This window comes from Pseudomonas sp. RT4P38 (assembly GCF_054897765.1).
The window spans coordinates 3081276-3099433 of record NZ_CM142703.1; the positions used below are offsets into that span (position 1 = coordinate 3081276).

General features: G+C 57.5%; 18 protein-coding genes and 3 pseudogenes. 6 read left to right on the plus strand and 15 right to left on the minus strand.

Going from position 1 to position 18158, the window contains the following annotated elements:
* Positions 1 to 33: 33 nt before the first annotated feature.
* From ACYZT7_RS14350 to ACYZT7_RS14365, 4 genes are all read right to left on the minus strand, one after another.
* Positions 34 to 666, minus strand: coding sequence for an SH3-like domain-containing protein (locus ACYZT7_RS14350; RefSeq protein ID WP_462041793.1), 633 nt, complete (start codon positions 664 to 666; stop codon positions 34 to 36).
* Positions 666 to 1286 (minus strand): nitrile hydratase subunit alpha, encoded by a 621-nt coding sequence (nthA, locus tag ACYZT7_RS14355; protein WP_462041531.1) that lies wholly within the window; start codon positions 1284 to 1286, stop codon positions 666 to 668. The genes ACYZT7_RS14350 and nthA overlap by 1 nt, the downstream gene beginning before the upstream one ends.
* 29 nt (positions 1287 to 1315) lie before the next feature.
* Positions 1316 to 2356: a phenylacetaldoxime dehydratase family protein gene (locus ACYZT7_RS14360; RefSeq protein ID WP_462041532.1), complete on the minus strand. Its 1041-nt coding sequence runs from the start codon at positions 2354 to 2356 to the stop codon at positions 1316 to 1318.
* Positions 2357 to 2446: 90 nt separating this feature from the next.
* Positions 2447 to 3259 (minus strand): transporter, encoded by an 813-nt coding sequence (locus ACYZT7_RS14365; RefSeq protein WP_462041794.1) that lies wholly within the window; start codon positions 3257 to 3259, stop codon positions 2447 to 2449.
* Positions 3260 to 3785: 526 nt separating this feature from the next.
* Between ACYZT7_RS14365 and ACYZT7_RS14370 the strand changes: the two genes are divergently transcribed.
* Positions 3786 to 4835: an AraC-like ligand-binding domain-containing protein gene (locus ACYZT7_RS14370; RefSeq protein WP_462041533.1), complete on the plus strand. Its 1050-nt coding sequence runs from the start codon at positions 3786 to 3788 to the stop codon at positions 4833 to 4835.
* A 226-nt stretch (positions 4836 to 5061) separates the two neighbouring features.
* On the plus strand, positions 5062 to 5535 hold the full coding sequence (locus tag ACYZT7_RS14375; RefSeq protein WP_462041534.1) for a GNAT family N-acetyltransferase: 474 nt from the start codon (positions 5062 to 5064) through the stop codon (positions 5533 to 5535).
* Positions 5536 to 5539: 4 nt separating this feature from the next.
* Here the strand turns inward: ACYZT7_RS14375 and ACYZT7_RS14380 are convergent, their stop codons facing one another.
* On the minus strand, positions 5540 to 5965 hold the full coding sequence (locus tag ACYZT7_RS14380) for a hypothetical protein (protein WP_462041535.1): 426 nt from the start codon (positions 5963 to 5965) through the stop codon (positions 5540 to 5542).
* Between the two features lie 197 nt (positions 5966 to 6162).
* Here ACYZT7_RS14380 and ACYZT7_RS14385 point away from each other — a divergent pair, with 197 nt between their 5' ends.
* Both ACYZT7_RS14385 and ACYZT7_RS14390 read left to right on the plus strand, forming a co-directional pair.
* The gene (locus ACYZT7_RS14385; RefSeq protein ID WP_046049313.1) at positions 6163 to 6534 is read left to right on the plus strand and encodes a PH domain-containing protein; all 372 of its coding nucleotides are present in this window, start codon (positions 6163 to 6165) and stop codon (positions 6532 to 6534) included.
* Positions 6535 to 6603: 69 nt separating this feature from the next.
* Positions 6604 to 6768, plus strand: a pseudogene (locus ACYZT7_RS14390) (GTP pyrophosphokinase); the annotation flags it as partial.
* A 102-nt stretch (positions 6769 to 6870) separates the two neighbouring features.
* Here ACYZT7_RS14390 and ACYZT7_RS14395 read toward each other — a convergent pair.
* From ACYZT7_RS14395 to ACYZT7_RS14405, 3 genes and pseudogenes are all read right to left on the minus strand, one after another.
* Positions 6871 to 8547 carry an MFS transporter gene (locus ACYZT7_RS14395; RefSeq protein WP_462041536.1) on the minus strand — a complete coding sequence of 559 codons (1677 nt, stop codon included), beginning with the start codon at positions 8545 to 8547 and terminating at the stop codon, positions 6871 to 6873.
* Between the two features lie 227 nt (positions 8548 to 8774).
* Positions 8775 to 10958 (minus strand): ornithine decarboxylase SpeF, encoded by a 2184-nt coding sequence (gene speF / locus ACYZT7_RS14400; protein WP_462041537.1) that lies wholly within the window; start codon positions 10956 to 10958, stop codon positions 8775 to 8777.
* Positions 10959 to 11194: 236 nt separating this feature from the next.
* Positions 11195 to 11398 (minus strand): annotated as a pseudogene (locus ACYZT7_RS14405) (serine hydrolase domain-containing protein); the annotation flags it as partial.
* 248 nt (positions 11399 to 11646) lie between these two features.
* On the opposite strand from ACYZT7_RS14405, the pseudogene ACYZT7_RS14410 reads away from it, so the two are divergent.
* Positions 11647 to 11790: pseudogene (locus tag ACYZT7_RS14410) on the plus strand (DeoR/GlpR family DNA-binding transcription regulator); the annotation flags it as partial.
* 74 nt (positions 11791 to 11864) lie between these two features.
* On the opposite strand, the gene ACYZT7_RS14415 reads toward ACYZT7_RS14410, so the two are convergent.
* The gene (locus ACYZT7_RS14415) at positions 11865 to 12716 is read right to left on the minus strand and encodes a CAP domain-containing protein (protein WP_462041538.1); all 852 of its coding nucleotides are present in this window, start codon (positions 12714 to 12716) and stop codon (positions 11865 to 11867) included.
* 175 nt (positions 12717 to 12891) lie between these two features.
* On the opposite strand from ACYZT7_RS14415, the gene ACYZT7_RS14420 reads away from it, so the two are divergent.
* Complete coding sequence (locus ACYZT7_RS14420; protein ID WP_462041539.1) at positions 12892 to 13512, plus strand: cell wall hydrolase; 621 nt, start codon at positions 12892 to 12894, stop codon at positions 13510 to 13512.
* 84 nt (positions 13513 to 13596) lie between these two features.
* On the opposite strand, the gene ACYZT7_RS14425 is transcribed toward ACYZT7_RS14420, so the two are convergent.
* From ACYZT7_RS14425 to ACYZT7_RS14450, 6 genes are all read right to left on the minus strand, one after another.
* Complete coding sequence (locus ACYZT7_RS14425) at positions 13597 to 15024, minus strand: GGDEF domain-containing protein (protein WP_462041540.1); 1428 nt, start codon at positions 15022 to 15024, stop codon at positions 13597 to 13599.
* A gap of 261 nt (positions 15025 to 15285) precedes the next feature.
* The gene (locus ACYZT7_RS14430; RefSeq protein ID WP_449646152.1) at positions 15286 to 15576 is read right to left on the minus strand and encodes a hypothetical protein; all 291 of its coding nucleotides are present in this window, start codon (positions 15574 to 15576) and stop codon (positions 15286 to 15288) included.
* Positions 15577 to 15689: 113 nt separating this feature from the next.
* On the minus strand, positions 15690 to 16175 hold the full coding sequence (locus tag ACYZT7_RS14435; RefSeq protein WP_449646151.1) for an adenosine-specific kinase: 486 nt from the start codon (positions 16173 to 16175) through the stop codon (positions 15690 to 15692).
* Positions 16176 to 16361: 186 nt separating this feature from the next.
* Complete coding sequence (locus ACYZT7_RS14440; RefSeq protein WP_462041541.1) at positions 16362 to 17060, minus strand: dienelactone hydrolase family protein; 699 nt, start codon at positions 17058 to 17060, stop codon at positions 16362 to 16364.
* Positions 17061 to 17193: 133 nt separating this feature from the next.
* Entirely contained in the window at positions 17194 to 17709 is a 516-nt protein-coding gene (locus ACYZT7_RS14445; RefSeq protein WP_462041542.1) for an HvfX family Cu-binding RiPP maturation protein, read from the minus strand.
* 57 nt (positions 17710 to 17766) lie between these two features.
* Positions 17767 to 17970 (minus strand): HvfA family oxazolone/thioamide-modified RiPP metallophore, encoded by a 204-nt coding sequence (locus tag ACYZT7_RS14450; RefSeq protein ID WP_462041543.1) that lies wholly within the window; start codon positions 17968 to 17970, stop codon positions 17767 to 17769.
* Positions 17971 to 18158: the final 188 nt, after the last annotated feature.

An 18158-nucleotide genomic window follows, 5' to 3' on the forward strand; every position in this document is an offset into this window, starting at 1 on the left:
GTGCCGGCAGCACGCCTCTGGAAGGGAGAGTCGTCAGACCTTGAGCAGGTAGCTGCCGAACAGGTCCACAACCACAGTGCCCGCGTCCGCGGCATCGCCCCAGAGTTCCTCGGTGGTGAAGAGCACGTGGTAGGTCGGCTCGCTGCCACTCGGCAGGCCGTGACCGACTGTGTCGGGAAACGGCCATTCCTGTGTCGTGCGGTGCACTACAACCCCGTGCTTGCCCCGTACATAGCCGGGCATGCGGACATGACCGTCGACGTGTTCGTCGCGAACCCGTACCTGTTCACCGATCTGGAACGCAGTGGCTGGTGGATGGGCGGCGCGCCCGGGCCCCAGAGGCAGCGCCAACGGATACGCCCCGGCGGCGAGTTCCTCAAGACGCTGTTGGGTGATCGCGCCTTTTTCGACGAACAGTGACGCGACCCCCACGACGATTCGATCGTAGTAGCTGGACGTGAGGTATTGCCTTGGTTCCATTCGCTCGATCGCGTGGCGCAGCTCATCCACATTGAACAGTCCCAGTTCCCCCGCACCGAGGAACAGGAGGCTGTAGCCAAGGTGTTCCCAGTCTTCATGGAACACCGGTTTGTAGCTCTGCGAATTGGCGCTGTGCTGCACGCGTCCGAACCCCTGAACCCCTCCCAAATCATGTATGCCATCCATCATTGCTTCACTCGCGGCGCAAGGGAGGGGGATTCGGGACGTGCGATGCCGATCAGCACATCTTTGGTGACGAGGGAGGCGAGTTGTTCTTCGGTCCAGTCCTCGGTGCCGGACGGGCGAAAAGGCAGGACCATGTAGCGGGTTTCCGCACTGGTATCCCAGACCCGTATTTCCACCTCGTTCGGCAGATCCAGGCCCATCTCGCGCAGTACCGTTCGGGACTCCCTGACGACGCGGGCGCGGTATTCGAAGCTTTTGTACCAGTCGGGTGGCAGGCCGAGGACCGGCCAGGCCGTGCAGGAACACAAGGTGCAGACAATGACGTTTTGCAGGGTCGGCGTGTTTTCCAATGCAACGATGTACTCACCTTGTACGCCGGTGTAACCGAACTGCGCGCAGGCGGCGGTGCCATCGGTCAGCAGCAGCTGATGGTATTGCGGATCGACCCAGGCTCTGGCGACGACGCGTGCGCCATTGGCCGGGTCGAAATCGTTTTCCATGATTTCGGTGAATTTCTCGATGTACCCTTCGGGAACCAGTTCGCGTTCTTCTAGGGCGTTTTTCAGGGCGACAGCGCGGACGGCAGCGGAAGCCTGTGCGTGATGGGAATGATCGTTCATGATCGCTATCCTCTAGACGATACGGAATGTCAGCTGTGATGCATCAGGCCGGTCTCGGCATGGCAATTGATGTACTCGTAAAGCTGATCTTCGGCGCGCAGCACGCTGACCTCGTGATAGCCCTTCCACTTGAGCTCACCCCCCAGTTTCTGAACGATCTTCATGAAGGTGCCGAATATCTCGATGTGAGTCGGATGGGATTCGGACCAGCGCTCAAGGTGCGCGAGGGAGCGCCAGTGACTGACTGAAAACGTCTTCTCCAGCCTTTGCCCGTTGGCGTTCAGATGCTGCATATAACGGTTGCTGTAACAGCCGACTGGCAAGCCGTCGTCGCGCAGAAACTCCATGCCCGCTCGCAGCGCCGGTTCCATCTGGTTCAGGTACAGGTCACGCTCCGTGCCTTCGGTTTCACTCCAGTCCTGGCCCGAACGAATGACCACCAGATTCTCATGGCCCTTGATCACTTTTCGCCGTGAAGCCGGGGTCGCCTCAAGCTGCCCGCTAGGGGCCATGGTGTCGGTTTGGGACAGCGGGATTCGGTCGCGCATTGAGCCCCAGTAACCGTGTTCCTGAATTTCGTCACTGCGCGAACCCATCACCACCCCGATCCCTTCCAGGTCATTGGGCATGGCGTAGAAGGTTTCAAAGCGTTCGACGCCGGGGGTCAGGATTTCCCGGAAGTAACCCAGGCCGTCGTTGCCCAGCTCGTCGGCGTTCCACCATTGGGCGACCTGTTCACTGGACTGCCAGCGGAGGAAAGACTGAGGGCTATCCCAATAGGCGATGGCAATCATGTTGTCGTAGCCGGCGGCGTCGACGTAGTGAGTGATGTCGTGATGGCCCGGTCCGTCGACCAGGTCGAAACGCTGCATGATTTTGCGCAGCGCCGCGCAGGCGGGCCCCAGGTAAATCTCGCCTTTGGACTGAACGCCGAAATAGCCCATGACCACTTGCTCGACCGAGCCATCGGCGCGACCGACCCAGCCCGGATATGGCGGGGTGTAGTCATCTTCAATTCTGCGGTCACGAGACCGAGGGCACATCAGGTGTTTATCAATCGCGGATTCCATACGTTTCTCTCTTTTTATTCAGATCATGTCATCCCAACTGCACGCAACTGGTGCAAGTGAGCGGGTGCTTGCTTGAAGGCGGGCAGGGCGTCAAAACACCCGCGCATAGCGCAGGTTCATGCGAAAGTCCTCTTTGGGACCGTTTTCGACCGAGAGATCCCGGCCGAGCTGGAGCTGGAATTGATCCTTGGGCGTGACGAACTTGGTGGCGGTCAAACGGATGTTGGTGGTGCGCATGGCGTCATCGCGGTCGACCTGATCAACCTCGGTTTCCCCACCCCAGATATGGCCCACGCCCACGGCGAAAGAGGTGGTGGGGTCCGGCATGTAGCGAGTCATGATCTGCGCGCTGTAGGAGGTTTTCTGCTTGAGCACCGATGAGCCGGGGCCGAATGCATCGTTGTCGCCATACCAGATGGCATCGCCCACCAGGTCCACCGCCCACTTGTCGAGAAAGTGCTTGATGTAGGCGGCCTGAAAGTCGATTTTCCAGCGGTTTCCACCCAGATTGATCGGGTCGTTCTTATCGTAGGTACCGCTCGGTACGTAGAGGTAGGCGTTGGCGCTGAGGGTGTCTCGGGCACTGTTGAGGAGCACCTTGATCGGTGCGGTCAGGATGAGGTCGCCGGTGCCGCTGGCGTCACCGAGCATCGAGGCGCTGCCATGGCCGGAAACTTGGCCAAACGGCAGCAGGAACTGCGGGTCGATGGTGACCGAATCGCTCAGTTGATAGACATGCAGCAACCGCAGAATGCCGATATCGGAGGTCAGGTTGAAGTCCGAACTGGCCTGGTGGCCATTGGATCGAAATGAGTCAGTGGTTGCATGCTGGTAATAGACGGCTCCGATAGTCGCCCCTATCGGGTATTGCTCGTAGTCACCCGGTGCCACTTCCACCGCCATGGTGGCAAACGACGTACCTATCAGGATCAGTCCAAGCAAAACGGACTTTCTCTTTTGCACTAGCCACGCTTTAACTTTGCTCATTGTCTGTCGCCTATTGTGGATTGTCCCTTCGTAGGGGGACATTTAAGGAACTTGCCCTTGGTGGTTTTCACCAACCAAAGCCGGTGAGGTAGCAACGACTGATGACCGTGTCTGGAGCCCACTGCCGTTCGGCGCTGACTCAAGGATGCGGCGGTCCCGGATTGGGTTCTTGGCTGTAGCGGAACAAAAAGTTTTCTCAGGCGGCCCTTTGGTCGCTGGCGGTGGAAAAGCTATCGGGGAGTGATGTAAGAAGGGTTCTACGGTTGGAGAAAACCGGTCGGGCGTCGTTTCGACGTCCGGGGGTGTATGTCTTCCAGAATTGCCAATCGATTTTTGGCAGACGTTGCATGCAGAGGTTGCTTCGTTAGGCCCACGGATGTGCCAGGTATGAGGCTTGCTAGGTCATTCTAAAAATCACTTCCACAGGAAGGGGGCTTCGCACATGGGCAATCAACTGGAGGGGGACTTGAAGGGATGGCGAGCAGGTGCCGTTGACCTCAGTGGCAGCAGACGCGCGCCGGTGACCAATTGGTCCTGCGAAAACATCGACGTTGCCACTGAAGGCGGCTCCACATCCGAGCGAGTGGATTATTGGCGAGAAATGATTCTGCGGATGTTTGCCGACGTTGAAATCGGCGCTGTTCCAAACCCCGGGTTCTTCGGAAAAGTCAGATCGCAGAAGTGCGAGCTACTGCGGATCAGTGACGTCAGCGCAGCGGCTCAGGCCGTCAATCGTCGTCACCTGCAACCAAGATCGCGGGACGAAGACAAATACTTTGCGGTGTTGATGCTGGAGGGCACCGAGCAGTTGGAGCAGGACGGCAACCGGGCGATTATCGGGCCGGGGGATTTCGCTATTTATGATGCGACACGACCGCATCAACTGAGCTTTGCCAATGATTGGCGACAGATCATCGTGAGCCTGCCAAGGTGCAGCCTGAATCAACTCGTCGTGGGTATGGAAAGCCGGATGGCCACACGAGTCTCCATGGACAATCCGGTCGGGCGTGTCATGCGCATGTTTCTGGAGAGTGTGACCTCACAAATCAGTCAGTTCTCTGCCGCCGAGATGGTCAAGTTGTCTGAGTCGGCCACCAATCTGATTGCGCTGACGCTTGGCAATCTGCAAACCCTGGACCCTGAGCACTCTCGCAGCCAGGCGCTGACCTTGATGCGGGTGAAGGTCTTTGTGAACGACAACCTTCGCGATCCGACACTCAATGCACAGCACGTCTCCCTGGGGACAGGTCTTTCCGCGCGTTACATCAATAAGCTGTTTGAACATGAGGGTTCTTCGCTGATGCGCTACCTGTTGCGTCGTCGCCTGGAACGCTGCAGTACTGATCTGTTGGACCCGGCCAACGCCACATTGCGGATATCCGATATCGCGTTTCGTTGGGGCTTCAACGACCTCTCGCACTTCAGCCGTGTTTTTCGAGGCGTCTATGGTCATGCCCCCAGGGACTGGCGCGAGGCTCAGCTCCGGCAGTAGCAGTGCCGGCACGCCCTTGAGCTTCAAGATTGACAAGCCAACCTTCCAACAACACTATCTGCCCATGACCTACACACCTCGCATGTACATGATGTATTCCTCCATGACCGCTTCCGGCGGGCCATGAGGTCATGCGTGCCTGGAACCTGACGTATTAACCAAGGCCCCGCCAGAAATGGACGGGGCTTTTTAGTTCTCCGTCCGCCGATGGCTAATGGAGATTGCAATGTTAGAGATCAAACGAGCCCATCACGGCGATTGCCGGACGGCATTCGACATTCGCCGTCAAGCGATACGGCATCAGTGCATCGGCGCCTATACCCCGCAGCAAATGGACGTCTGGACGGCAGGGGCCGCTGTGGACGGATATTGCGACCTGATGGAAAAACACTTTTATCTGGGGTGTATTCAAGGAGAGCCTGTGGCGACAGGCATGCTTGATCTGGAGAAGCGTGAAATCGGCGCAATCTTTGTCTTGCCTGGCTTTATGCAGCGGGGCATTGGCAAGCGCATTCTGGATTACCTTGAGTGCCTGGCGCGGGATCTGGGGCTGGAGGAAGTTAATCTGGACGCTACGTTGAACGCTGCTCACTTCTACCGGCAATGCGGTTTTGTCGGTGAACAGACGGCCATTTACCATTCGCCCTCCGGTCTGCAACTCGCTTGCATTCCGATGGTGAAGGCGCTTTTGTGTTCTTGAGTGGCTACTGCGCTTTCCAGTGACCACCACCTGACTCGCAATCAATTTTCGCCTGACTCAAATGCTCAGCGCCGTAGTAGTACGTAGTGACCTTCGCATTGTTCGGAATATTCAGCGATGTGCTGCTCTTGTCCTTGCTGGTGGAGTGAGGATTGGCCAGCGAATCTTGCGTCAACGTGGCGATGCAAGTGGCCTGAGAATGATCGGCGCACTGTTCGACTTTTTTCTTGGTGCTGGTCAGCATGTCTTTGCTCTCGTTGCTGCATGACCAATCGATGGAGTTCACCGGCATGCCTTCGTACTCATAGCAGCTATGCGTTTCGACCACCGGCACGGAAGGGCTTTGGGAGCGAGTCAGCACGTCACAGCCTTCAGCCATGACCAGGGTGGGACTCAGGCTGGCAAGCAGAAACAGCAGTCTACTGTTCATCGGGATTTCCTCTCCAATGGCGCCTTGTTTGATCAAAGATCAGCGCTGATAGGGTTTCGAAAACGCGATGAGGCGCGGGGTTCCATTGGTTTTTCAGATCCGCTGTGGGGGGGCGCAAAAAGCGCAGGGCCGATGGTATGCTCGCCGCGCCACGCGCTGGCAATCCAGGGAACACTCTTTAAGGAAGGGGATGGCGGATGATCGATTTCAACAACAAAGGCTTTTTCAAACTCAAGCAAAACAACGAGTACGCGGAGCGAGTCACCGCGCTGCTGCTGGACGGCGAGCAGGTCATTGATGCCTATAAATCCATGCGCGACGGCGTGGTGTTTACCAATAAACGAATTATTGCGGTCAACGTCCAAGGCATCACCGGCAGCAAAAAAGACTTCACTTCGTTGCCTTACAAAAACATCGTCGCTTACTCCGTGGAAACCTCGGGCACCTTCGACCTGGATTCTGAGCTGGAAATCTACTTCTCGGCGCTGGGCAGAGTGAAGTTTGAATTCACCGGAAGGACGTCGATGGTCGAGATTTCCAAACTCATCTCACAGCATCTGTTGGGTTGAGTCCGGATTTATACGGGCATTGCGTCGGGAGGTTTACCCCTCGCCGCAATGCGGACGCCGATTACCCAGGGAGAACGATATGAGCCAGACACTGAACGCGCCGTTGCCATTGCCATCGCCGCCACCGCGCACCGGGAAGAGAACAGCGACTTGTCGCGGATCGCGCAGCCGTCGTGGGAAGACCTGGAGCGCATTGAAAAATATCGACGGGCGATTGGCGTGTTGCGCTCGTAACGAGCCGAACAAATAGATCCGTCCTCATTTCCTCCATTTCCCTACAACACACTAAATACGGAAGGATTGCCCTCTCCCTTGTGGGAGAGGGCAGATGCCAGCCTAGGTGTGATGAATGTCCCGATCCTTGGTTTCCGGCAGGAAGAACGTGCCAAGAATCGCCGTCATCACCGCGATGACGATGGGGTACCACAGCCCGTAGTAGATATCACCCGTGGCCGCGACCATGGCGAACGCCACCGTGGGCAGAAAGCCGCCGAACCAGCCATTGCCGATGTGGTACGGCAGCGACATCGAGGTGTAGCGGATGCGCGCCGGGAAGAGCTCCACCAGCCAGGCGGCGATCGGGCCATAAACCATGGTCACGTAGATCACGAGGATGGTCAGGAGCAGCAGCACCATCGGGTAGTTGGTCTTGGCCGGGTCGGCTTTCTCGGGGTAGCCGGCGTCCTTGAGCGCGGTGCCAAGGGTGGCGGCGAAGGCGTCATTCTTGGCCTTGAAGTCGGCGGCCGGCATGCCGGTGCCCTCGAAGCTCGGGATCACCTTGTCGCCGATGCGGACCTGCGCGACGGCGCCAGGCTCAGCTTTCTCGTTCTTGTAGGGGATCGCCCTCTTCGCCAGAACAGTCTTGGCGAGGTCGCAGGAGCTGGTGAATTTGGCCTTGCCCACCGGGTCGAACTGGAACGAGCACTGGTCAGGATCGGCGATCACCGTGACCGGGTTCTTCTCCTGCGCGATGAACACGTCGGGGTTTCCGTATTGGGTCAACGCATGGAAGATCGGGAAGTAAGTCAGCGCTGCGATAATGCAGCCGGCCATGATGATCCCTTTGCGGCCGATGCGGTCGGACAGGCTGCCGAATATGACGAAGAACGGCGTGCCGATCAGCAGGGAGCCGGCAATCAGCAAGTTGGCGGTCTGCGGTTCGATCTTCAGCGTCTGCAGCAGGAAGAACAGCGCATAGAACTGCCCGGTGTACCAGACGACGGCCTGGCCGGCAGTGCCGCCGAGCAGGGCCATGATCACGATTTTAAGGTTGTCCCAGCGGGCAAAGGATTCAGTCAGCGGCGCTTTGGAGGACTTGCCTTCGGCTTTCATCTTCAAGAACACCGGCGACTCGCTGAGTTGCAGGCGGATGTACACCGAGACGATCAGCAGCAGGATCGACAGCAGGAAGGGGATCCGCCAGCCCCAGGCCTCGAAGGCTTCGGTGCCGAGGATAGTGCGGCAGGCGAGGATCACCAACAGAGAAAGGAACAGGCCGAGGGTCGCGGTGGTCTGGATCCACGAGGTGAAGTAGCCGCGCTTGCCTTTCGGCGCGTGCTCGGCCACGTAAGTCGCCGCGCCGCCATACTCACCACCCAGGGCCAGGCCTTGCAGCAGGCGCAGGGTGATCAGGATGATCGGCGCCGCCACGCCGATGGTCGCATAGCCGGGCAAAAAGCCCACGATGGCCGTGGAGATACCCATGATCACAATGGTGATGAGAAAGGTGTGCTTGCGCCCGATCATGTCGCCCAGTCGGCCGAACACGATGGCGCCGAAGGGGCGTACGGCGAACCCCGCGGCGAATGCGAGCAGCGCGAAGATGAAGGACGTCGTCTCATTGACGCCGGCGAAGAAGTGCTTGGCTATAATCGCGGCGAGAGAGCCGTAAAGATAGAAGTCGTACCACTCGAACACGGTGCCCAGGGACGAGGCGAAAATGACCTTGCGCTCCTCCTTGGTGAGCCCGTGGTGGGACGCGCTGCCCGTGGAAGTGTTGTCGATTGCGGCCATGAGTCTTCTCCGTCTTGCTCTTGTTGTAGGCCGGAGTACCTCACTACATTTTTTCCGCACCCAGGCCCTGGGGCTGATGTCGTCGATGACGAATTGCGCTAAGCATGCACACAGGCTGACGGCCTCGCATCGCTGCAAGGTTTCTTGAAGCATAATCGGCTCCGCGCAGATATCCACTCGCCATCGCGCTTAGCCCCAGGCTGACACGCCGCTGGAGGTGTGAAGACTCAAGTCTTGATCACGTACCCATAGGCGCGAATGCGACCCCCTTCCTGTTTCAAGTACACGCCCTGTAGTTCTGGCGTGAAGCCAGGCAGTGAGTTGATACCTTCCTCCAGCGCCAGGAAGTACTTGAGCACTGCACCCCCCCATATTTCCCCGGGCACTACGCAAAGCACGCCGGGCGGATAGGGAAGGGCGCCTTCGGCAGCGATGCGACCCTCGGCGTCTGCCAGCGCCACCCATTCGACGTTACCACGGATGAATTCGAACTGTGCTGCCTGAGGGTTCATGGCCTTTTTCGGGAAGTGTTCTTTGCGGAACATTGCCTTCTGCAATTGCTGGACGTTGTGGTCGCGGTAAAGGTCGTGCATCTCCTGGCAGAGTTGGCGAATGGTGTAGTTGTGATAGCGCTCCTGGTGTTGCGCATAAATGGCCGGCAACACCCGGCTCATCGGCGCGTCATCGCTGATGAAGCGTTCGAAACGCGCGATCTGTGAGGCGAGATGAGTCATCTTCGCCCAGTCTTCGGCCGGGGTGAGCAGGAACAGAATCGAGTTCAGGTCGCACTTTTCCGGAATGATGCCATTCTCCCGCAGGAAGTTGGCGAGGATGCCGGCATGGATACCGAAGTCGGTGTAACTGCCATCGACCGGGTCGATACCTGGCGTGGTGAACAGCAACTTGCAGGGGTCGATGAAGTATTGCTTGTCGGCGTAACCGCCGAATGCGTGCCAGCGATCCTTCGGATGGAACTCGAAAAAACGGATGTCGTTGGCGATGTCCTCAGTCGGATGGTCCTGCCATGGGCGACCGTCAATGGTGTCCGGCACGAATGGACGGACCATGGTGCACGCTTCCAGAATCAACTTGCGCGCATCAATACCGAACTTCACACAGTCTTCCCACAGGCGCAGACCACTGCGCCCGGAATGGATGCGCGCGTTGACATCCAGTGAGGCGAACAGCGGGTAAAAAGGGCTGGTGGACGCTTGGGACATGAAGGCGTTGTTCAGCCGTGCATGGTTGCAATAACGGGCCTGGCCCTTGATATGGCGATCTTTCTTGTGGATCTGCGAAGCCTGGGAAAACCCCGCCTGCTGTTTGTGCACCGATTGCGTGACAAAGATACCGGGGTCGTTTTCATGCAGGTCAAGCAGCAGTGGCGAGCAATCCTTCATCATCGGAATGAACTGTTCGTAGCCCACCCACGCCGAGTCAAACAGGATGTAGTCGCACAGTTTGCCGATGCGATCGACGACTTGTCTGGCGTTGTAGATGGTGCCGTCATAGGTGCCCAGCTGAATGATCGCCAGGCGAAACGGCCGTGGCAGTTGGGCCTTGTCCGGTGCGACTTCGCTGATGAGTTCACGCAGGTAATCTTCTTCGAAACAATGGGCGTCAATCCCGCCGATGAAACCATAAGGGTTGCGCGCGGTTTCCAGGTAAACCGGGGTCGCCCCCGCCTGGATCAACGCCCCTTGGTGATTGGATTTGTGGTTGTTGCGATCGAACAGCACCAGATCGCCAGGGGTGAGCAGCGCATTGGTGACCACCTTGTTAGAGGCGGATGTGCCATTGAGTACGAAGTAGGTCTTGTCGGCGTTGAACACCTGCGCCGCGTGTTTTTGCGCCAGAAGTGCCGGGCCTTCGTGGATCAGCAAATCACCGAGCTTGACGTCGGCGTTGCACATGTCGGCGCGAAACAGGGTCTCGCCGAAGAAGTCGAAGAACTGCCGGCCTGCCGGGTGTTTGCGGAAAAACTGGCCGCCCTGGTGGCCAGGGCAGGCGAACGTGGCGTTTGCCGATTCGGTGTAGTGCTTGAGCGCGTCGAAGAAGGGCGGCAGGAGACTTTCTTCATAGGCTTTTGCCGCGGTCTCCAATTGGTTGCCATGGTATTCGGCGTTGTTGCGCGAGGGGTCAAAAATACCATTTACCTGAAGCAGAACATCTTGCAGGTGCTTGTAGACGTCCCGGGCGCGGTTGCCGGAACCGGGAGAGGCAACGAGGAAAATGGGAATATCGAAACCGGTACGCTGCAGAGCGTCCAGGGCGCCAGCCATCACATCCTCGACAGAGAACACCGCAACGGCGACGTCGGTGTAGTCGGTTTGTTTGAGCGAAATCACTTCTCGGGAGGTGTGGAAACAATCAAGCGCGGAATCACTGGCGGCTATTTTCAAGGTTTTCATGCGGGGGGAATCTCCTAGCGGACACTCACTTGTCCGCTGTTTTTCAAGAGATCAATTTACCGAGGGAGCCTTCAAGGTCCCCTGATCCAAATCATGTCGACATTGGTTATAGACCATGTTTGGCAAGGGTTATGGTTTTTCTACCGGCTTTCCCCAAGGACCGCCGACAGGCGCTCGACCACTTCTGCTTCAGCAACGCCTTGGTTGGCGCCTTCATGAAAAACAGCGCAACAGGTAGCCAGCCCGGCCTCGTGCCGCAGCAATTGGCGCAGCGTGAAGGGGCCTGCAGCAACGCTGTCGTCAAGGTCGATCAAGCCGTCACGCATCAGCGACAGCGCGGTGGCGGCGAGCACGGTTTTGGTAAAGCTCCACCAGGGCACCGCTGTATCAGGCTGTTCAGGCGTGAGAAGTGAACCGTTCGATACAAGGGAAAAAAGCATCAGTCGACTCTGGAGGGAGGAGGGTGCGCATCGCCCTTGGTTTCAGCTGATCAGGCGTGCCCCAACGCAATAGCAAACGAGACGACGATCATGCACGCAAAGGCAAAATTTAGATTCATGAAGTTTTCATCCAAAGCATGTGTGATGGCGCCATCTTGAACAGGTCACAAAAAAATTCAAAATTCGGCTTTCTGATTTGAATCATCGAAAGAATTGATGTCCGGTTGTTTGTGTTTATCCCGCGCTTTGCCGACAAACTGGGAGCGGTGGAGCCGTTCGTGGTCGCGCCGTGTCAGCGCATCCATACCCTGATCACCGAGCGTCGTGTGGCGTCGGGCAATGTCGAGGATTATCAAAAGCTTGGGATCGAGGTGGTGCAGGCGGATACGTGAAGCGCCCCATCAGTACTTCGTGACTTGGCAGGTCGTCCAATCGCTATGGATGACCCTGCAAAAAAAACGGGCGTTTATGGCGTCCCGAACATTGCCGTCCAGTAAATCCCCGAATCACTCTTCGGATCTACCGCATACGCAGCCCCCAACTCCCGGTACTGCGGGTTCATCAGGTTCGCGCAGTGACCGGCGCTGGACACCCAGCCATCGACCACTATGCGCACAGAGTCTTGCCCGGCAGCAATGTTCTCGCCGATCTGCCCGCCGCTGTAACCCGCCAGTTCAGCCCGGTCGCCCGGCGTACGGCCATCGCGGTCCTTGTGATCGAAGTAATTGTTGTTGGCCATTGACCGGGCGTGCTCCTCGGCCGCGGTCGCGAGCGTGACGTTCCAGGTCAGTGGCGTGGTGGCGGCAAAGGATTGCGTGCCGCACTGGCGCGGCTGGGTGCGCGCGGCGTTGAGCTCGGCCAGCAGCTTCTGGCCTTCCGCCTGCCAGTCGCCCAAGCGAGCGCTCAACAGCGGTCGTGCCAGCACGATGCGCCACTCGCGGTCCTGGCGGCTCACACCGACATCGACGAACTGCGGGTCCAGCACGATCTGGCAAAAACTTTCCTGAATGGCTTTCATCGCCGACGGCGCATCGCGCGGCCCGGACAGGCTGATCGCCTGTACGTTCTTCATCGGATAACCCGCGGTCGCCATCGCCTGCTGCAGATTGCCGATGCTGGTGGCGGACAGCGCCAACCGTGGATCGCCTGCCAGCGGTGGCAGTTCCTGCGAGACCTGACCCGCGCAGCGCTGCACCTGGCTGCGGTAGACGTTGATCGAATCAATCAGTTGTGTCTCGTCGGCCGCCAACGCATTCACGGCGAACAACAGACCCAGTGACAACGTGGCAAAACGCGTAACGGATGATTTGAAGCGCATGGAATTCCCCTTGAGCTGACTGCACCCATGATGCGCGATTTCACCCCCGCAAGTGCAATGCCTTTTCGCGCCCAAATACAGTTTTTTTGTCCGTCTGTAGGAATGAATTTTCGCAACTACAATCAAGCAAAGTCGCCAGCGTGGCGTGCTCCCGGTTCAGTCGGAAGGGTTGATCATGCGAGTAATCTGGATAGCCGCCTGCTTCGCAATAACCCTTGTCTTCGGCGACTCCACTGCATCTGAGCAGGAGCAAAAAAAGGAAGTGGCTGAAGACAAGGCCGAGGTCCTTGAACAAAAAGCTGCGCAGAAGGGCTCCGATGTACCGGTGCCCAAGTCCGAAACCATCACCACATCCGAAGTTCAGGCGGTCGATCCGGCCGGTCAGTCGCCCATGGACGATGCAATTACCTGTCTGGCCCGTTCCATTTACTGGGAAGCCAAAGGCAAATCGCCCGCCAACATGGAAGCCGTCGCCAGCGTCGTCATGAACCGACTGGGCCATGAGGGATTTCCGGAAACGGTATGCGCCGTGGTCAAGCAGGGGTCTGAAAGCAAGAATTGTCAGTTTTCGTGGTGGTGTGATGGACGCTCGGATCAGGTCCAGGAAGAAACCCAATACGCGATTGCCAAGGAAATCGCGCGCAAAGCGCTCAACAAACAACTGAACGACCGAACCCATGGCGCGATCTATTTCCACGACAGGAATGTGAAACCCAATTGGGTCAGGAAATACCTCAAGACCACCGAGACCTCGATGTTCCTCTTTTATAAGCCGCGTGGTGGGTCGGCACGGTAGGGGTGTGAGCCTGTAATGAGCGACATCTGCCAGCCGAGATTGGTAAACGTCCGGGTTGCCGACCATTTAAAGAGCATCAGATGGTCAGGGCAGAGGTTGGAGGCTGGTTTTGATGGAAGTGACCACACGGTTACGGCCTTCGTGTTTAGCGTGATATAGGCGTTGATCGGCTGTACGCAGAATTGCGTCTATGGTGTCGCCGTCGCAGCCAGATTGCGATACGCCGATGCTCACTGTGACCATGTTTGACCGCTGCACGCCATGAAAAGAATTATTTGCAACGCTGCTTCGCAGACGCTCAGCGATTACGTGCGCGCCTTCAAGTGAAGTCTGAGGTAGCAGTATCATGAATTCTTCCCCACCCACTCGGGCTACGCCGTCATACGGCCGGATCGAATCGAGACATTTCTCCACGAAAATCTTCAGGATGTCATCGCCAACCTGATGCCCGAAGCGATCGTTGATGGACTTGAAATTATCCAGATCGAGTGCCAACACGGAGAACGGCGCCCCCCCGCGCTTGGTCCGGCCAATTTCGACTTCGACCCGCTCCATGAACCGACGCCGATTATCAGCGCCTGTCAGTGGATCGGTCGCCGCAAGGTGTCCGAGCTCTTGATTGGTGCGCTGGAGTTCCTGCAGGGCGCTCTCGGTATACGCCATCGCTTCGGCAAGACGTACCATCAACTCATCTTGGCTGTAAATCTTCGAGAACGACCGTGTGGTGAGGAACGCTTGCACTACCCCATAGCTCAACATGAAGAATCCACCGGCGAAGATCGCATGAGCGAGCCACCACATGTGATTCCACGGACGTGCAAGGATGAAGGCAAGAGATGACAGCGCGAACGCGGTGACCGAGATGACAAAAATCATCATCAGCGGCGAACGGATACGGCGCAACAGGAGCATTGTCACGGTCAATGTGGAAAGAACGAGGGCACCACCTTCCATTGTGAGGCGCACCGCGAGATTGCCGGCGATCGGCGAATTCGCGACGTACGCCACTGCCACGTCAACCAGCAGAAACAGTCCTATCCAGGTCAACCAGGCGCGGGTCTTCATTCGTTGGTCCGCGGTATCAGGTGGGCGGTGGTACGACAGCATTCCGACTAACAGCAGAATTGACATGACCAGTCGAGAGGCCGGTCCATACAGCAGGAAGAGCCAGATATTGTGGTGTGCTTGCCCAGTGAACGCACCATGCAACCCGTAGATCAGTACAAAACCGAGAAAGCCAAGCGTCATCCATCGCAACAGCGGGTCTCCCGATGACTGATAGCAACGCCACGTTACGTAAGTAACAAACAAACCTGCCAAGGTGGCTGCCGTGATCGCAATTATATGGAACAGGTGGTTCTCGAATATAAGGGTGGGGTCTTGAAAGACGTATAAGTAGCCAATCAGATAGGCCGGAACAAACGCAAATCCTGCGAGCAGCAAGCCGGCGTAAACCTTGACCATGAGGTGGACGGCTTCAGGTGGCTCGCCGCTGGCGATGAGATTGCTCATGGTTCCCTCCAATTTTAAATCTATTAAGCCAGCACCGGTCCCGTGTTGGCTCCAAAGCCACCTACATGCCAACGGTCCCTCGCACCCTTACGCAACTATGTGATGGACCGATCTATGGCATTTCAATATTAGACTCCTTCACAATTTCTGCTGCACAAGCAGGTGAAAATGTTCACGGGGGTAGCTGGCTGCGCAGTGCCAAGGACCGGCAAAAGCAATGACTGCGACAGCGATATTGTCGTGAGGGATCGCCAGGGCGCGCTAATTGATCTGCACAATGACTGGACCTTCCGTGACGACCGGCGGGTTCGCGTGGATGTGCGAGGCGTTTTTCTGAATCCAGTCGCGAGCGACTTTCATGCTCTCATCGGTGCCGGCCTTGTCCGTGCAAACAGTCACCGACATACCGCCATCACCGAGAGGTAGCAGTGTGTAGCTTGCGAGGCCAGAGACTTTACGGAGGGCAGCTTCGACGTCGGCCTTTTGCTTTTCTAAAACATCGAAAAGCTGCTTTGCGCCGGGACCCGAGTAGGTTCTTATAACCGCATACATAGTCGTCTCCTTCGTACCGATTTGTTCAGCTTAGTCAAACGCCGGTGACAAGCGAAATGCAACGACCACCGGCAGCTCCTGGCCGTGAAAAACGCCTGGTTAGCGCAAGGTGCTCAAAGTTTGTAGCCGATCTGTCGCAACAGGTTTTTGCGCCACAGGATGTCTTCCTCGTCTTCAATGCCACTGGCACAGAAGCCATCCACGACGCCCAGAATCGCTCGCCCTTGTTCCGTCTCGGCGAGAACGACTTCAGTCGGATTGGCCGTTGCGCAAAAAATACGGCACACCTCTGGCACCATTTTGACGGTGTTCAACACGTTCAGCGGATAGAAACCATCGCCGAGGAAAATGATGAAGCTATGCCCTGCGGCGATGGCTGCCGCATTCTTCTGGGCCAGTTCAATCATGGCGGTGTCGGTGCCGGACCCCCTTACCAGGCATTTGCCGGAAGCTTCGCAAAAGGCCACGCCAAAGCGGATGCCTGGTACGGTATTGACCAACGCTTCGTGGATGTCCTCGACGGACTTGATGAAGTGCGTCTGGCCTAAAATGAAGTTCGTCGCTTCCGGTTTATCGATTTTCAACGTGATGAGTTGCATCTCGAACGCCTCCTTCACGATGTTGCTACCAGGGGCTTGCCACACATCAAGCATAGCTACTCATAGGCTAATGCCTGTCAGTTAACGTAGATCTTGAGCCTGGTGAACACTCTGTGGCGAGGGGGCAAGCCTCCTCGCCACAGTCGAGCTCCCTGTCCACAGGTTTCTCGCTAGTTTGTGTCGGCCTTACAGTTCCATCCCCAAAAAGATCAGCGTGTTGCCATGTGCCTCAGCCGCTGCGCGCTGGTTGTAGCTGTCGCGGTGCGAGCAGTTGAAGCCATGTTCGGCTTCGGGATACACGACAATTTCCACGTTATCGTTGGTATCGAAACGCTCGGCGATTTTCTCCACGGCTTCCAGTGGGATGTGGCTGTCCGCTTCACCGAAGTGCATCAGCAGCGGCACCTCGATTTCATCGGCCCGGTCCAGATGATTCTGGATCCCCCCGCCGTAGTAGGCGATGGCCACGTCCACCAGCCCATTGGCGGCGGTGTGGTATGAGAGCAAACCGCCAAAGCAGTAACCGATGGAAGCAATGCCGCCGTCCAGGCCGGGCTGGGCTTTCAAGGCTTCAATGGCCAGTTTGACGTCGTCTTGCGCCTTGCCGATGTCGGTGGCGTTCATCAACTCGACCGCTTTTTTCCAGCCGGCTTCGTCGTAGCCCAGTTCGATGCGCGGGCCGCTGCGCCAGAACAGGTCCGGTGCAATCACCAGGTAGCCGTCGGCGGCGTATTGTTCGGCGACCGAGCGGATGTGTTCATTCACGCCGAAGATTTCCTGGATCAACACGATCCCCGGGCCTTTGCGGGTGTGCGGAATTGCCAGGTAAGCGCCGAATTTACCGTCGGGGCTGTCGATCTCGATCCATTGGGTGGTCACGCTCATGGTGGCTCCTGTCTTCGCATGTGAGTGGGGTGAGGCTTATTGGGGTTGTGTGGCCTGGAAGCTTGAGAGTGCCTGCATACGTTACGATTGCTCCGTTCTTGTGGAGTTCGAGGCATTATCGGCGTGCTGGTGTTTAGCGATTATTACGACGCCAGAAAAATCGAGCCAGCAGCGCATCGAGGCTGAGCTTGCCGGCACCCGAAAGCAACAGCGGCATAAAGGCCGCGAGGTAGATCAGCGGCAGTTTGAAGTTGCCGTGACCCTTGTTGCTGATGGCGTAACCCTGAGCAAGCTCACTCAATGTAGACCAATCGGCGGGCCAGTGAACGGCAGCGGTCGCAACGACCGTGACCACGATCAAAATGATTGCCGAGATCCGCGTTCCCAGGCCGACCAGTATGGCAAGGGCGCAGATCAGTTCGGCCCACATCGACAGTTCCCAGTTCAGCGTGGCCGGAACGTGGTTGAAGGGAAACGGGAAGCTGTCCTGAATATCGGCGAACCAATTTCCGCCATTGAATTTTTCCAGGCCAGACTCGAAGAACTCCCAGGCGAGGAACACCCGCAAAGTCAGCGGCGCGATCCAGCTGCCGGCACGGTCGAGGTTCAGGTGCAGGCCTTTCACGGCCGATGAGAGTGAGGTGGTCATGGGCTTGATCTCCGTTCAGTCAGGGGAGTGGGGCAGCGTCGTGCCCCACGCAAGGGGTTACTCGCCGGCGCCGCACTTGCCTTCGCCACATTTACCTTCAGCGGGTTTTTCTGCCGTGTCAGCCTGGGCCTGGCTGTAGCCGTGGGCCAGTTGTTTCATGCTGAACGCTTCGGACTCGGAGGCTGAAGCCGCGTTGGACAAGGCCAGGCCGCCAGTGATGATCAGGCCGAGGGTTAAAGAAGAAGTCGAGAGCTTGAACATGGTGATACTCCGTAGCATTGAGTGAGTTGAGCGCTTTGATCGGCGAGGCCAATCGACAGGCACAGTTCATCAGGCAGGTGTATCTGCGATGTGTCTTTGGCGCGGGGTTTTAGGGGTAGGGTGTGTCCGAAGGGGGGCTGTACACAATGTGATACGTAACGGCGATTGTTGCCAAACTGTGATCCGCC